The organism is Mycolicibacterium insubricum, from assembly GCF_010731615.1.
GTDB classification, from domain to species: Bacteria; Actinomycetota; Actinomycetes; order Mycobacteriales; family Mycobacteriaceae; genus Mycobacterium; species Mycobacterium insubricum.
The window spans coordinates 2,287,009-2,301,639 of sequence record NZ_AP022618.1; the positions used below are offsets into that span (position 1 = coordinate 2,287,009).

The 14,631-nt window shown below is 69.4% G+C and carries 13 protein-coding genes and 1 pseudogene; 8 read left to right on the plus strand and 6 right to left on the minus strand.

Annotation, left to right across the window (positions count from 1 at the left end; genetic code table 11):
• Positions 1-3: 3 nt before the first annotated feature.
• Positions 4-537, plus strand: coding sequence for a hypothetical protein (locus G6N16_RS10960; protein ID WP_083029619.1), 534 nt, complete (start codon positions 4-6; stop codon positions 535-537).
• 2 nt (positions 538-539) lie between these two features.
• Here G6N16_RS10960 and G6N16_RS10965 read toward each other — a convergent pair whose 3' ends face one another.
• Positions 540-1,874 carry a DUF349 domain-containing protein gene (locus tag G6N16_RS10965; RefSeq protein WP_083029620.1) on the minus strand — a complete coding sequence of 445 codons (1,335 nt, stop codon included), beginning with the start codon at positions 1,872-1,874 and terminating at the stop codon, positions 540-542.
• 168 nt (positions 1,875-2,042) lie between these two features.
• Between G6N16_RS10965 and G6N16_RS10970 the strand changes: the two genes are divergently transcribed.
• The 7 genes and pseudogenes from G6N16_RS10970 (at position 2,043) to G6N16_RS11000 (ending at position 8,111) form a co-directional block, all read left to right on the plus strand.
• On the plus strand, positions 2,043-2,957 hold the full coding sequence (locus G6N16_RS10970) for a DMT family transporter (RefSeq protein WP_083029685.1): 915 nt from the start codon (positions 2,043-2,045) through the stop codon (positions 2,955-2,957).
• A gap of 11 nt (positions 2,958-2,968) precedes the next feature.
• Positions 2,969-3,649, plus strand: a pseudogene (locus G6N16_RS10975) (hypothetical protein); the annotation flags it as partial.
• Between the two features lie 176 nt (positions 3,650-3,825).
• Positions 3,826-4,764, plus strand: a complete 939-nt coding sequence (gene miaA, locus G6N16_RS10980) for a tRNA (adenosine(37)-N6)-dimethylallyltransferase MiaA (protein WP_083029686.1) — start codon at positions 3,826-3,828, stop codon at positions 4,762-4,764.
• 4 nt (positions 4,765-4,768) lie between these two features.
• Positions 4,769-5,638 carry a diaminopimelate epimerase gene (dapF, locus tag G6N16_RS10985; RefSeq protein WP_083029621.1) on the plus strand — a complete coding sequence of 290 codons (870 nt, stop codon included), beginning with the start codon at positions 4,769-4,771 and terminating at the stop codon, positions 5,636-5,638.
• Between the two features lie 64 nt (positions 5,639-5,702).
• Positions 5,703-7,175, plus strand: a complete 1,473-nt coding sequence (hflX, locus tag G6N16_RS10990; protein WP_083029622.1) for a GTPase HflX — start codon at positions 5,703-5,705, stop codon at positions 7,173-7,175.
• A 59-nt stretch (positions 7,176-7,234) separates the two neighbouring features.
• Positions 7,235-7,657 carry a hypothetical protein gene (locus G6N16_RS10995; RefSeq protein WP_133052888.1) on the plus strand — a complete coding sequence of 141 codons (423 nt, stop codon included), beginning with the start codon at positions 7,235-7,237 and terminating at the stop codon, positions 7,655-7,657.
• A gap of 97 nt (positions 7,658-7,754) precedes the next feature.
• Positions 7,755-8,111 (plus strand): hypothetical protein, encoded by a 357-nt coding sequence (locus G6N16_RS11000; RefSeq protein WP_133052889.1) that lies wholly within the window; start codon positions 7,755-7,757, stop codon positions 8,109-8,111.
• A gap of 78 nt (positions 8,112-8,189) precedes the next feature.
• On the opposite strand, the gene G6N16_RS11005 is transcribed toward G6N16_RS11000, so the two are convergent.
• The 5 genes from G6N16_RS11005 to G6N16_RS11025 are packed head-to-tail and all read right to left on the minus strand — an operon-like array spanning position 8,190 to position 14,543.
• Entirely contained in the window at positions 8,190-9,011 is an 822-nt protein-coding gene (locus G6N16_RS11005; protein ID WP_234805742.1) for an SDR family oxidoreductase, read from the minus strand.
• 38 nt (positions 9,012-9,049) lie between these two features.
• On the minus strand, positions 9,050-10,582 hold the full coding sequence (locus tag G6N16_RS11010; RefSeq protein ID WP_083029626.1) for an AMP-binding protein: 1,533 nt from the start codon (positions 10,580-10,582) through the stop codon (positions 9,050-9,052).
• A 16-nt stretch (positions 10,583-10,598) separates the two neighbouring features.
• Positions 10,599-12,110 carry an aldehyde dehydrogenase family protein gene (locus G6N16_RS11015; RefSeq protein WP_083029627.1) on the minus strand — a complete coding sequence of 504 codons (1,512 nt, stop codon included), beginning with the start codon at positions 12,108-12,110 and terminating at the stop codon, positions 10,599-10,601.
• A gap of 32 nt (positions 12,111-12,142) precedes the next feature.
• Positions 12,143-13,252, minus strand: a complete 1,110-nt coding sequence (locus G6N16_RS11020) for an NDMA-dependent alcohol dehydrogenase (RefSeq protein WP_083029628.1) — start codon at positions 13,250-13,252, stop codon at positions 12,143-12,145.
• 22 nt (positions 13,253-13,274) lie between these two features.
• Entirely contained in the window at positions 13,275-14,543 is a 1,269-nt protein-coding gene (locus G6N16_RS11025; protein WP_083029629.1) for a cytochrome P450, read from the minus strand.
• Positions 14,544-14,631 lie beyond the last annotated feature (88 nt).

A 14,631-nucleotide genomic window follows, 5' to 3' on the forward strand; every position in this document is an offset into this window, starting at 1 on the left:
GCTATGAGCAGCCCTGAGCCGAGTGGCAACGAACGGGTACAGGCCGTCCTGCACAAGGTCGTCATCGTGTCCGTCGTACTGGTGTTGCTGGTGGCGAGCTATTTCCTGCTCGCGTCGCTGGTACCGCGCTGGTGGGCCCAGCGAATCGCCGACCAGGTCCAAGGCTCGTTCCGCACCGGCATCACCCTCGGGCTGAGCACCGGGTTCGTGTGCACGTTCATCCCGATCCTGCTGGTGCTCGCCGCCATCCTGGTCTGGAACAGGTGGAAGCACATCCCGACGATCCTCTGTGCCGCGGGCGCCGTCATCGCGGCGCTGCCGAACCTGCTGACCCTCACCGTGGTGCTGGGCCGGAGTGACGCCGCACACGCCGGGGACCGCGTCCTCGACGTTCTGGCCCCGGCATACCGCGGTGCCACTGCGTGGGGGGCGATCATCGGGGTGCTGGCCTCGGCGGTGGTGATCTACTTCATCCTCAACTACCGGCGGCGCGGCCGCAGACTGCACGAGGCCGCCCGCCCCGCCGACGGCGAGTAGCCTCAGCGCTTCTTGGCGACCGCCTGGGTCGCGGTCTGCGCCCAGTCCCGCCACTGCGCGGCGCTGGCCCGGGCCTCGCCGGCCTCCTTGGCGCGCCCGGCGGCCTCGGCCTTGGTCGCTTGCTTCTCGAACTGCTCGGCGCGGGCGATGAACTGCTCGGCGCGCGCCTGGGCCTGGGGATCCGGCTGATCCGCGTCCCCCGCCTCGCGGACCTTCTTCTCGACGGCGCGGAGCCGGCGCTCCAGCTCGGCGCCGCGCTCCCGCGGCGTCATGCCGATGGCGTCCCACTTGTCGGTGATCGCCCGCAGCGCCGCGCGGGCGGCGTTGCGGTTGCCGACGTCGATCCGCTCGGCCTCGGCCAGCAACGCCTCCTTGGCGTCGGCGTTCGCGCTGAACTCGGCGTCCCGCTCGGCGCTGTTGGCGTTGCGGGCGGCGAAGAAGGCGTCTTGCGCGGCCTTGAACCGGCGCCACAATTTGTCGTCGACGTCCTTGACGGTGCGGCCCGCGGCCTTCCACTCGGTCAGCAGATTCCGGAATGCGGCGCTGGTGGGACCCCAGTCGGTCGACGACGTCAGCGCCTCGGCCCGCTCACACAGCTCCTCCTTGGCGCGGCGCACGCCGGCGCGACCGCGATCCAGCTCCGCGAAGTGGGCGCCACGACGACGGTTGAAGGACTCCCGCGCCGCGTAGAACCGCTTCCACAGTTCCTCCTCGGTCTTGCGGTCCAGCCCGCCGATCGTCTTCCACTCCTCGGCGATGGTGCGGAACCGGTCGCCGGCGGCCTTCCAGTGCGTCGAGTTGGCGGCCAGGTCCTCGGCCTCGGCGGCCAGGGTTTCCTTGCGGGCGGTGTTTGCGGAGCGCTCTTCGTCGCGCTGGGCGCGGGTCGCCTCGGCGACCTCCATGGCGTGCTGGGACAGGGCGGCCAGCCGGGCGGCCAGTGCGTCGACGTCGCCGAGCACATGGGCCTCGGGCAGGGTCTTGGCCAGGCTCGCGGCGGCATTGCCGATCTTGCGCGGCTCACCGGTGCCGGAGGCCAGCCGTCGCTCCAGCAGCGCCACCTCGGTGGCCAGGTCGTCGTAGCGGCGCCCGAAATGCTCGTAGGCGGCGTCCGCGTCGCCGGCCTGCCAGGACGCGATGACCCGCTCGCCGGCTGCGGTGATCAGCCACACCGTGCCGTCGGGGTCGACCCGGCCGAACCGGTGCGGATCGCTGGACGGGACCGCGGGCACCACGGCGGCCACCGGATGGGCGCCGGGCCGGGGGCCGGGACGCGGACCGGGCAGTGGTCCGGGGCGGGGAGTCACGGGTTGCGGGTTTTCCTGCGCCGAATCCGTCATCTGCAACCTCGTACTTCCCTGGGTGCGGACTCTCCGCACACTGCCGCGCGACGCGGCGCCGGTCGGATCTGCCGAACAATCCGATAGGGCCTATTCAAGCAGGCCGCCGCTGCGCCGTCACGATCTTGGGTGGCCACCACCGGTGCAGTTGCGCGCGGGGTCATCGAGATGGTTGCGTGGCACACCGTGTCCAACTCCGGTATCGCCGCGGCCCTGCTGGCCCTGGGCGCCGCCCTGTTCATCGGGATCGGCAACGTCCTGCACCAGCGGGCCGCGCACGCGGTCACCACCGAACCGGTCGGCAACTTCGAGCTGTTCCTTCGGCTGTTGCGGGACTGGCCGTGGTGGCGGGGCAGCCTGATCGCCGCCATCGGATTCGCCTGCCAGGCCGCCGCTCTCGGTCTGGGATCGGTGCTGCTGGTCCAGGCGCTGATGGTCACCTCGCTGCTGTTCGCGCTGGTACTCAACGCCCGCTGGACCCACCGCAGGGTCGCGCACAGCGAATGGGTGTGGGCGGCGCTGCTGGCGGTGTCGGTGACCGTCATCGTCATCGTCGGAAAACCCACGCCCGGTGCCTCCCGCGGCACCCTGCACATCTGGCTGCTGGTCGCCGCGGTGATCGTCCCGCTGATGATCGCCTGCCTGATCGGCGCCCGGATCTGGTCCGGGCCGGTCTCGGCGGTGCTGATCGCCCTGGTCTCCGGCACCTGGTGGGGCATTTTCTCAGTGCTCACCAAGGGCATCGTCGAGCTGGTCGGCGACGGGCCGATGGCGGTACTGCGCTCTCCGGAGCTGTACGGGTTCGCGCTGGCCGCGCTGGCCGGCACGGCCTGGCAGCAGGCCGCCTTCCGGGCCGGGGCGCTGACCGCCTCGCTGCCGACGCTGACCGTCACCGAACCGATGGTCGGCTCGATCCTGGGCGTGGTGGTCCTCGGCGAAACCCTGCACCCGGGCCGCGCCGGGTGGGCGGTACTGGTGGTCACGGTGGCGGTGATGGTGGTGGCCACCGCCAGGCTGGCCCGGGTGGAAGCCGACTCCGTCGAGCACGCCGACGATCCCGTCCCGGCCGGCGGCGCCGGATAGCCTGATCAGTCGTGCTGACCGCCATCGCGATCGTTCCCTCACCGCCGGTCCTGGTCCCCGAGCTGGCCGGCGGCGGCGCCGCCGAGTTCGCCGGTCTGCGCGCCGCGGTCGCCGAGGCCGCGGCAGCTCTCCCGCCGCGCTGGCTGGCGGTCGGCGTCGCGGGCGACGCACCGGCGGTGTTCGGGACCCGGGCGTCGGGCACCTTCGCCGGATACGGGGCCGACGTCCCCGTCGCACTGTCCGGCCACCCCGATCCCGCGGTCCGGGCGCTGCCGCTGTGTGCGCTGATCACCGGCTGGATCCGGGGACAGAGCGCGCCGCAGGCCGTCGCCGAGGTGCGCTGCTGGCCCGCCGACACCCCCGATGCCGCCGCGGTGGCCGCGGGCGCGGCGCTGCGCGCCGAACTCGACGCCACCGGTGAACCGATCGGCGTACTGGTGGTCGCCGACGGGCTCACCACGCTGACCCCGTCGGCCCCCGGCGGCCACGATCCCGCGTCCGTGCCGCTCCAGCAGGCCCTCGACGACGCCCTGGCCACCGGCGACACCGCCCGCCTGGCCGTCCCGCCACCGGCGGCGGGACGGACGGCCTACGCGGTGCTGTCCGGACTGGCCGGACCCGGCCCGCACGAGGTGCACCAGCTCTACCGCGACGCCCCGCTGGGCGTCGGCTATTTCGTGGGGGTTTGGAGGTTTAGCGAGGCTCGGCGGAGCGGGGACGGAGAAGGCCGAGTCAGCGGAGCTTGCGGAGCTGACGCTGGCCGGATCCGACCGTTGGTTGCGAGCCGAGTCGAAGCTGGAACCGACCATCAGGGCTGGAGGCTGTGAGTACCCGGCCAGATGTAGCGCCCGGCCTCGCCGTCGCGGAACTGCACTGCTCCTCGAACCGGCCGGTCGCGGTCATCGGCCCCACCGGGACCGGGAAATCCGCCCTCGCCCTCGATCTGGCCGAACTCCTCGCCGCCGAGGGGATCGGTGCCGAGGTGGTCAACGCCGACGCCATGCAGCTCTACCGCGGGATGGACATCGGCACCGCCAAGCTGGCGCCAGACCAGCGCCGCGGCATCGTCCATCACCAGCTCGACGTGCTGGAGGTCACCGAGACCGCCACCGTCGCCAACTACCAGAGTGCCGCCGCTGCCGACGTCGAGGCCATCGCCGCCCGCGGTGCGGTGCCGATCATCGTCGGCGGCTCCATGCTCTATCTGCAGTCGTTGCTGGACGACTGGGCCTTTCCGGCGACCGACCCGGCGGTGCGGGCCCGCTACGAGGCCCGGCTGGCCGAGATCGGCGTGGCGGCGCTGCAGCGCGAGCTGGCCGCCGTCGACCCCGAAGCCGCCGCGAGCATCCAGGCCGGCGACGGGCGCCGGATCGTGCGGGCCCTGGAGGTCGTCGAGCTGACCGGGGCGCCGTTCGCCGCGTCGGCGCCGGTCATCGGCGCACGACCCCGGTGGAACACCCTGATCATCGGCCTGGACACCGACACCGCCACCCTCGACGAGCGACTGGCGGCCCGCACCGACGCGATGTTCGCCGACGGCCTGGTCGCCGAGGTCCGCTCACTGCTGCAGGTCGGCCTGCGTGACGGGGTGACCGCCGCCCGGGCGCTGGGCTACGCGCAGGTGATCGCCGACCTCGACGCCGGCGGCGACGGTTCCGGTGCCGCCGAACCGACGTTCATCGGGACCCGCCGCTATGTCCGACGGCAGCGGTCCTGGTTCCGCCGTGACCCCCGCGTCCTGTGGCTGGGCTCCGGCGACCCGGACAACCCGGCCACGGTGCTGCGACGGTGGCACGACGTATCCTGATCAGGTGAAATTCACCAAGGGGCACGGCACGCAGAACGACTTCGTCGTGCTGCCCGACCTGGACTGCGCCCTGGAGCTGACTGCGGGCGCGGTCGCCGCGCTGTGCGACCGGCGCCGCGGTCTCGGCGCCGACGGTGTGCTGCGGGTGACCCGGGCCGGAGCCGCCGTTGACGCCGGGGCGCTGGCCCGGCTGCCGGAGGGTGTCGACGCCACCGACTGGTTCATGGACTACCGCAACGCCGACGGCTCCGCCGCCGAGATGTGCGGCAACGGCGTCCGGGTGTTCGCGCACTACCTGGCGGCCAGCGGGCTGGAGGACCGCGGCGAGTTCGTCGTCGGCACCCGCGCCGGGGCGCGCCCGGTGCAACTGCACCAGGTCGGCCCGGTGCACGCCGAGGTGACCGTCGACATGGGCAAGGCCACCCGCACCGGGACCTCCGGCGCGACAGTCGGCGGCCGCACCCTGCGCGGAGTCGCCGTCGACGTCGGGAACCCGCACCTGGCCTGCGTGGACCCCGAGCTGACCGTCGCCGCGCTGGATGCCCTCGACGTCGCGGCCCCGGTGACCTTCGACGCCGAGGTGTTTCCGCACGGCGTCAACGTCGAGGTGTGCACCGCGCCGGTCGAGGACACCGTGTACATGCGCGTGCACGAGCGCGGGGTGGGGGAGACCCGCTCCTGCGGCACCGGAACGGTGGCCGCCGCCCTGGCCGCCCTGGAACACCGCGGCGAGACGACCGGGACGCTGACCGTGCGGGTCCCCGGCGGAGCCGTCACGGTCACCATCACCGAGGGCACCAGCTATCTGCGCGGACCATCGGAACTCGTGGCCCACGGCGACATCGCCGACGACTGGTGGCGTGCGCAGCGGTGAAATTCCCCCGGGAGAAAACTCGGATGCGCTCGCCCGGGTCGCCGTGTCACCATCGAAAGCGAATATGACGAACTTTGACGACACCGTTCCCGACAGCGACGACGACCTCGACCCGGATTTCGACGACTTCGAGCCGCTCGACGATCCCGGCCCCACGGTAGGTGAACTCGCCCTGGCCGACCGCGCCGCGCTGCGCCGGGTGGCCGGGCTGTCCACCGAACTCGAAGACATCAGCGAGGTCGAATACCGGCAGCTGCGGCTGGAGCGCGTGGTGCTGGTCGGGGTGTGGACCGAGGGCAGCGCCGCCGACGCCGACGCCAGCCTCGCCGAGCTGGCGGCGCTGGCCGAGACCGCCGGCTCGGAGGTACTCGACGGGCTGATCCAGCGCCGCGACAAACCGGACCCGGCCACCTACATCGGATCCGGAAAGGCCGCCGAGCTGCGCGAGATCGTCGTCGCCACCGGCGCCGACACCGTGATCTGCGACGGGGAACTGTCCCCGGCGCAGCTGGGCGCGCTGGAGAAGGCGGTCAAGGTCAAGGTGATCGACCGGACCGCGCTGATTCTCGACATCTTCGCCCAGCACGCCACCAGCGCCGAGGGCAAGGCGCAGGTGTCCCTGGCCCAGATGCAGTACATGCTGCCGCGGCTGCGCGGCTGGGGTGAGTCGATGTCGCGCCAGGCCGGTGGCCGCGCCGGTGGCGCCGGCGGCGGGGTCGGTACCCGTGGCCCCGGTGAGACCAAGATCGAGACCGACCGCCGGCGGATCCGGGAGCGGATGGCCAAGCTGCGCCGCGAGATCAAGGAGATGAAGAAGATCCGCGACACCCAGCGCAGCGGCCGGGTACGCAGCGAGATCCCCCGGGTGGCGATCGTCGGCTACACCAACGCCGGAAAGTCCAGCCTGCTCAACGCGCTGACCGGGGCGGGGGTGCTGGTGGAGAACGCCCTGTTCGCCACCCTGGAGCCCACCACCCGCCGCGGTGAGTTCGACGACGGCCGCCCGTTCGTGCTGACCGACACCGTCGGCTTCGTGCGGCACCTGCCGACCCAGCTGGTCGAGGCGTTCCGCTCCACCCTGGAGGAGGTCGCCGACGCCGACCTGCTGGTGCATGTGGTGGACGGTTCCGACGCCAACCCGCTGGCCCAGATTTCGGCGGTGCGCCAGGTGATCGACGACGTCATCGCCGAGCAGCGGGCCGCACCGGCGCGGGAACTGTTGGTGGTCAACAAGATCGATGCCGCCGACGAACTGATGCTGGCGAAGCTGCGGGGCGCGCTGCCGGATGCGGTGTTCGTCTCCGCGCACACCGGTGCGGGCCTCGACGAGCTGCGCCGCCGGATGGCCGACGCGGTCGAACCGCGCGACGTCGCCGTCGACGTCACCATCCCGTACCGGCGCGGCGACCTGGTGGCCCGGGTGCACGAGACCGGCCGGATCGAATGTTCCGAGCACACCGACACCGGAACCCGGATCCGCGCCCACGTACCCGCCGCGCTGGCGGCCGGACTGGCGGAGTTCGCCTCGACCGGCTGAATCACAGTCTCGTAACACGATGTTCAGACGCGTGTAACCATCGTGATACGTTGATAGGTATGTCGAGCCGTACGGGTCACCGTGGCGCGCTCCAGTGGTTGATTGTGCTGATCGTCCTGGCCACCATCGGGATTCCGGCGCTGCCGGGACGAGGTGTTTCCGGTGCACGGTATGACGCGATCGGGCAATCCCAGGAGTCCGCGCCCGTGGCGGTCGACGGCCTCAACACCGCTCCGGCGGCCGCCGAGCGCGATGGCGGGCGCGCTCCACAGGAGGTGCCCCGCTCGGCGCTGGAGGAGGAGCACCTGATCCGCGCCGGCGGTCCGACGCGACTGGCGTTGGTCGTGCTGGCAGTGCTGCTCGGGGCCGGTGCCGCACTCTGGAGCGCCCGCGGCACCAGGGGCCCGCCACGGCCGCGGGATCCGCGCAGCAAGCGTTCCGGTCGCGACATTCTGCAGGATCACTGCGTTCATTTGTGCTGAGCCGACACCTCGGGTCGGGCGGGGTTCCGCCATGCCCAGATGTGTCCACGTAAGCATTCGGTCGCCGCGAGCGGCCGCCACCCACGCAGGGATCAACATGTCTGAAAAGTCTGTCACCTCTAGTAACGCTGTCACCTCTGATAACACCGGTACCGTCAGCCCCGTCGCTCCGGCCGATCGGGAACGCCAGCGGATCGGTGCCGCCGCGGTGTCGGGCGGTATCGCCGCCGCGGTCGTCGCGGTAGGTGTCGCCATGACCAGTTCTGAACCGTCCACCCTGGTTGCGACCGACCGCAGTGAACTGGAACTGACCGTCATCGATACGGATCCGGAGGCCTCGGGGCCCAAGGAATCCACCCTCGGCGAAGGGACGGCGAGCACCCAGCTCAACCCGCGGAGCAACCGCAAGCGCTACAACAACAACAAGCCGCCGCTGCGTTCCGGCGTCGGGTAGTCCGGCGTCGGTTCCGCCGCACGCCGCCACCGTCGCGGGCGCCACCGCGGTGGTGCCCGGACGGGTACCGGTCAGCGGTCAGCGGGCGGCGGTTCGTCGGTCGTCTCCAGGTGTCCCCGAGACGGGACCGGCCACTGCACGGCTGATTGCACCAAGACCGGACAGGCCGAGACCACCGTCGACGACAACGCGGGCACCGGTGACGTAGGACGCCAACGGTGAACTCAACACCACCGCCATGGCGGCGACTTCGGCCGCCTCGCCGAGCCGGCCGAGAGGTACCGCGTCGGTCCACACCTCTTCGCCGGTGGGCTGCGCCAGCCGGCGCATCCCTTCAGTACCTCGGATGGGCCCGGGCACGATCGAGTTGGCCCTGATCCCGAAGCGCCCCCATTCGAACGCCAAGTTCGCCATGAGATTGTCGATCCCGGCCTTCGCCGCGCCGACGTGAGACTGATTGGCGAACGGCAGGTACGCCTGTCCGGCAGAGAGAAAAAGGATGCTTCCCCGACTGTTTCGCAGATGTTCGAACGCGGCACGCGCGGTGTTGAAGCTGCCGAGTAGGTCAATATCGATGACCGTGCGAAAGCCATTGGGGCTGATCGTTTCCGCGGGTGCAAAGAAGTTGCCTGCGGCGCCCGCGATCACCGAGTCCAACCTGCCGAATCGCTCGACGGCGGTGGTAATCGCGACGGTCAGCGCCTCGGCGTCTCGGACGTCGGCGACCGCGGTGAGGACGCGTCCGCCGTGTGCCGAGAGTTCGTCTGCGGCGGCGTCCAGCCGCGATCGAGTGCGGCCGCAGATCATCAGGTCGGCGCCGACGGAGGCCAAACCGTGGGCGATGGCCAAGTTGATCCCGCTACCGCCGCCGGTGACGAAGGCCGCCGTGCCGGAGAGCAATTCGGGGGAGAGCAGGTCATCGATTCTGCCGGTCGTCATCAGGCATCCTCCAGGTAGCGACTGCGCAGCGGGCCCTTGACGAGCTTTCCCGTCGGAGTGCGCGGCAGGACGTCGGTGAAGTCCACCGACCGCGGCGCCTTGAAATGGGCGATGCGACTGCGGGTGTGGTCTATGAGCTCCTGCGCCAGCTGTTGGGAGCCCTCGATGCCGGCGGTGAGTTGGACGACGGCCTTGACCTGTTCACCCATTTCCGGGTCGGGCACGCCGATCACAGCGACGTCGTGGACCGCCGGGTGCAGAGCGAGTGCGTTCTCGACCTCCTGCGGATAGATATTGACGCCGCCGGAGATGATCATGAACGACTTCCGTTCGTCCAGATAGAGGTAACCGTCTTCGTCGAGGTGGCCGAGATCGCCGACGGTCGTCCAGGACGGATGCGCCCGGTGTTGGGCTTCAGCGGTCTTATCGGGGTCATTGTGATACCGGAACGGCAGGCTGTCGCGTTCGAAGTACACCGTGCCGATGTCGCCGGGGGGTAACTCCCTGCCATCGTCATCGCAGACGTGCGGTACCCCGAGAACCGCGCGCCCAACCGAGCCGGGATGAGTCAACCAGTCGGCGCTGTCGATGAAGGTCATCCCGTTCACTTCGGTGGCGGCGTAGTACTCGTAGAGAATTGGCCCCAGCCAGTCGATCATTGCGCGCTTGACATCGATCGGACAGGGCGCGGCGGCGTGGACGATCATCCGCAGGCTGGAAAGGTCGTGTGCCCCACGGATCCCGGCGTCCAGCTTGAGCAGCCGGACCAGCATGGTCGGCACCATCTGGGTTACCGTGACCCGGTATTGGGCGATGTCCTCCAACGCCTTGGTCGCGTCGAACCGGGGTGCTAGGACCACGGTCCCGCCGAGCGCGTGCACCATCGAGCACCATCGCAGTGGCGCAGCGTGATAGATGGGGGCCGGTGAATAGTAGATGTCGCCGGCACCGATTCCATACAGCCGTTCGACGATCGCGACGGTCGGGTCTCCGGGCTCGTCCACCTCGCGATCGGGCAGCGGCGGCTGAATTCCTTTGGGAAATCCCGTTGTTCCCGATGAGTACAACATGACTGCGCCACTGGGCTGCGCGTGCAGGCGCGGGCCCGCTGAGGCCAGCGCGGCTTCGAACGAGTCGAAACCGGGAACCGGCCCCCCGAACGCAAAACGGATATCGGGGGCGGTCTGCCGGGCAACCTCGGATGCCAGCGTATCCAGCTCCGCGGAGGCAATCAGCACGCGGGCACCGGAGTCCTTGACTATGTAGGCGCACTCCCCAGCGGTCAGATGATGGTTGATCGCGGTGATGTACAGCCCGGATCGCTGTGCGGCCCACAGCGCCACAAGAGCTTCGGGACTGTTGCCCGACACTAGCGCGATGACGTCACCGCGGCGCAGCCCGGCGTCGTGGAGCACTCGCGCCAGCGCGGCGGAGTCGTCGTCGAGTTGCCGGTAGGTCAGCGTCTGCCCGCTGTCGGCGTCGATCACCGCAGGACGGTGTGGAGAGGCTGCGGCATGGGTTCCCGGGTACATGGTTCCTTCCGCCGGGTCAGGGGGCGGCCGAGATGACCACGGGGTACGCCCGTTTGCTCCGGTCGTTGGTCAGGTCCAGATGGATGAACTTCGGCTCGGTGTACTCATCGAGCGCGTCGGGGCCGAGCTCGCGTCCCAACCCGCTCTGCTTGACCCCGCCGAATGGATACATCGCATTGATCATGTGCCAGTCGTTGATCCACACGGTGCCGGATTCAAGGCGCCGCGCCAACGCGAGGGCTCGCGCGGCATCGGCGCTCCAGATCCCGGCCGACAGACCGTATTCGCTGTCGTTGGCGATTGCCACGGCTTCGTCGTCGTCGCGGTAGGTCAGCACCACCAGGACCGGGCCGAAGATCTCCTCGCGAGCGACCCGCATGTGGTTGGTCGCGCCCGTCAGGATCGTCGGGCCGACCCAGTGGCCCTCGGCCAGGGCGGGATCCGACGGAATTGCGCCCTGGAAAGCGATCGTGCACCCCTCCTCCTGCCCGAGAGCGATGTACTTCTCGACCCGAGCCCGCCCTTCGGCCGAGATCAGCGGTCCCAGGTCGGTGGTCGGGTCCATCGGGTCACCGACGGTCAGCGTTCGTGCACGCGCCACGAGACGACGGACGAATTCGTCGCGCAGCGATTCGGGAACCAGCAGCCGGGTTCCGGATTCGCATGCCTGACCACTCATCAGCAGGAATCCGAAGAGAGTGCCGTCGACGGCCAGATCCAGATCGGCGTCGTCCAGAACGATGTTGGCGCCCTTTCCGCCGAGCTCGAGTGTCACTCGCTTGACGGTGTCGGCGGCCGCGGTCATGACGGCCCTGCCCACCTCGGTCGACCCGGTGAACGCAATCTTGCGGACATCGCGGTGCTCGGCCAGGCGGGCTCCGACCACCGGTCCCGGCCCGGTGACGACGTTGAGCACGCCGGCGGGCAACCCGACCTCGTCGGCGGCGCGGGCCAGCTCCAACAGCGTCAACGGAGTCTGGTCATCGGGCTTGAGCACGACGGTGTTTCCCGCCGCGAGTGCGGGACCGAGCTTCCACACCGCAAGCAGTAGTGGGAAGTTCCACGGAATGATGCCGGCGCACACCCCGATCGGGTCCTTGACGATCAGTCCGGCCGCCAGAGTCGGCGCCTCGGCCAGTGGGCCGCTGGACTGGAATGCATAGTCGCGGGCCAGTTGTGCGAAGTATCTCAGGTGGGAGATCGAGTACCCGATGAGGAATGCCTGCGCGCCACGTATTGTTGCGCCGTTCTCGTGCACCTGCAGTTTGCCGAGTTCCCCAGCGCGGGAGGCGAGGTTGTCGGCGATGGCGTCGAGGAAGTCGGCCCGCCGCTGCGGGGACATGCCGCGCCAGACGCCGATATCGTGCGCGGCCCTGGCGGCTGCGACGGCGGTGTCCACCGTGGAGAGGTCTCCATGGGCGACAGTGGCCACCAGCTCGCCGGTGGCAGGGGAGTAGACCCCGATGGATTCTCCGGTGTCGTGCCAGGAGCCGTTGATGTACATCTGGTAATGCGGGGCAGCAGTCATGGAATTGTCGCTTTCGCCTGGGGTTGCGTTCGTCAGAATCGGATGAGGCCGCGCAGATTCCGGCCGCTGTGCATGGCTTCGTAACCCTGGTTGATGTCTTCCAGGTGATACTCGCGGGTGATGAGCTCATCGAGTTTGAGCCGACCGGCCTGGTAGAGCTCCAGCATCCGGTACACGTCGTTGCGTGGATTCGCCGAGCCGAAAAGACAACCGCGAATCTGTTTTTCGTACAGGGTGAGGTCGAACAGGGACATATCGACCACCGTGTCGGTGGGGTGCGGGATCGCGGTCTGCACCACCCGGCCGCGTTTGCCGACCAGGCTCAGCGCCTGCCCGACGTAGCTGCCCTCGCCGCTGTCGGTGGTCACCACACAGACGTTGGCCATTGCACCGCGGGTCAGATCGGTGACCAGGGCGTGCGCCTCGGTGATGTCGGCGGCGACATGGGTCGCGCCGAAGTTGCGGGCCTGCTCGCGTTTGAATGCCACCGGGTCCAGCGCCACGACATGCCGCGCCCCGGCGATGTGCGCGCCTTGCACGGCATTGATGCCCAGGCCGCCGACACCCATCACCACCACGGTGTCGCCGTCGGTGGTCTCGCCGGTGCGCACCGCGGCACCGTAACCAGTGGTGACGCCGCACCCGACCAGCGCGGCCTTGTCCAGCGGAATGTCGGGGTCGATCTTGACCACCGACGAAATCGGCACCACGGTGTACTCGGAAAACGTGCCCAGCACGCACATCTGACCGAAGTCCTGGCCCCGGCCGTGGAATCGGAAGGTGCCGTCCAACTGCGGTCCGGCCATGATCGCCGCACCGAACTCACACAGGTTGCTCATGCCTGCCGCACATGGTCGGCAGCGCCCGCACGCCGGGATGAAGCTGAGCACCACGTGATCGCCGGCCGCGACCTCGGTGACGCCGGGACCGACGTCGACGACGACGCCGGCACCCTCATGTCCGCCGACCACCGGCAGGTGATTCATTGGCATGTCACCGGTGACCAGATGGTCATCGGAATGGCACAGCCCGCTGGCGGTGAGCTGCACCAGGACTTCGCGTTCCTTCGGGGCGTCGAGGTCGAGTTCCACGACCTCCCACTTCTGGTGCAGTCCGAACAGGACGGCGGCTCTGGTCTTCATGCTGGTGGGGGTTCCTTCCGGCTCAGCGGGTTTCGGGGGACCAGGTGGCGGGCAGGCTGTTGATGCCATTGATGAAGTTGGCCACTTGGAAGTGCGGTTCGGGAGCGGAGATGTCCGGGATCCGGGTGTATACCTCAGTCAGCAGCGACCGCAGCATGGTGCGGGCCAGTGCGGCACCCAGACAGAAGTGCGGGCCGCCGCCGCCGAACGCGATGTGCGGGTTGGGGTTCCGGAAGATATCGAACTTGAACGGGTCCTCGAACACATCCTCGTCGCGATTACCGGAGGCATACCAGAGCACCACCTTGTCGCCGGCCTTGATCTCCGAGCCGCGCAGCGTGATGTCCTCGACAGCGGTGCGCCGCATGTGCACCAGCGGTGACGCCCACCGCAGCACCTCCTCGACGGCCAGGTCGACCCGGCCGGGCACGTCGGCGACCAGCAGGTCCCGCTGCTCGGGGAACTGCGAGAACGCATAGATGGCATGCGCCGAGGCGTGCCGGGTGGTGTCGTTGGCCGCCACCGCCAGCAGCGTGAAGAACGCCTTGAGTTCGTCGTCGGTCATCTTCTTGCCGTCGAACTCGGCCTGCACCATCCAGCTCACCAGGTCGTCACCCGGGTTGGCGCGGCGCTCGGGGATCAGCATCGATGCGGTCTCATGCAGGTCGGCCACCGCCCCGGCGAACAGTTCCAGGGCACTGCGGTCGCCGCAGACCTCCGGGTCGGTCCAGCCGAGCAGCCGCTGGGCGGCCGAGATCGTCTTCTCGTGCACCTCTCCGGGCGGCAACCCGAAGAAGCTGGCGAAGATCCGGCCGGGCAGCTTGACCGACACCAACTCAACGAAGTCGCCTTCGCCCAGATGCGCGATTTCCGAGATCAGGTCGCGGGCGTGGCCCTGGATCCAGTCCTGCAGACGGCGCAGGTTTCGCGGCTTGAATGCGTTCATGGTGATGCCGCGCAGCTGGGTGTGCCGCGGCGCGTCCATGGCGATGAACGACTGCGCGATGTGGATCATCGCCGGTGGGAAGTCCTCCATGGTGATGCCCTGCGCGGACGAGAAGATTTCCGGGTGGCGGCTGGCGAACCGGATGTCGTCCATCTTCGTCAGCGACCAGAAACCCTTGGTGTTCTGCTCGGGCGGCAGCAGATCGGAGTCTGCGGGCCGGCTCCACGGCACCGGGTTCTCCCGGCGCAGCACCGCGAACGCGGCGTCACGCTCCTCATGCGGCCTGGCCCAGAAATCCCGGTCGCTCAGGTCGATATCTCGGTAGGTAGAAGTGGCAGTCGTCATTGGCTTGTCCTTCCGGGCTGTTGCAGTGTGTGGTTCACGTCACTCACTTGCTTGAAGCCCAGTTTTGGACATCGGACCGCCCGAATCG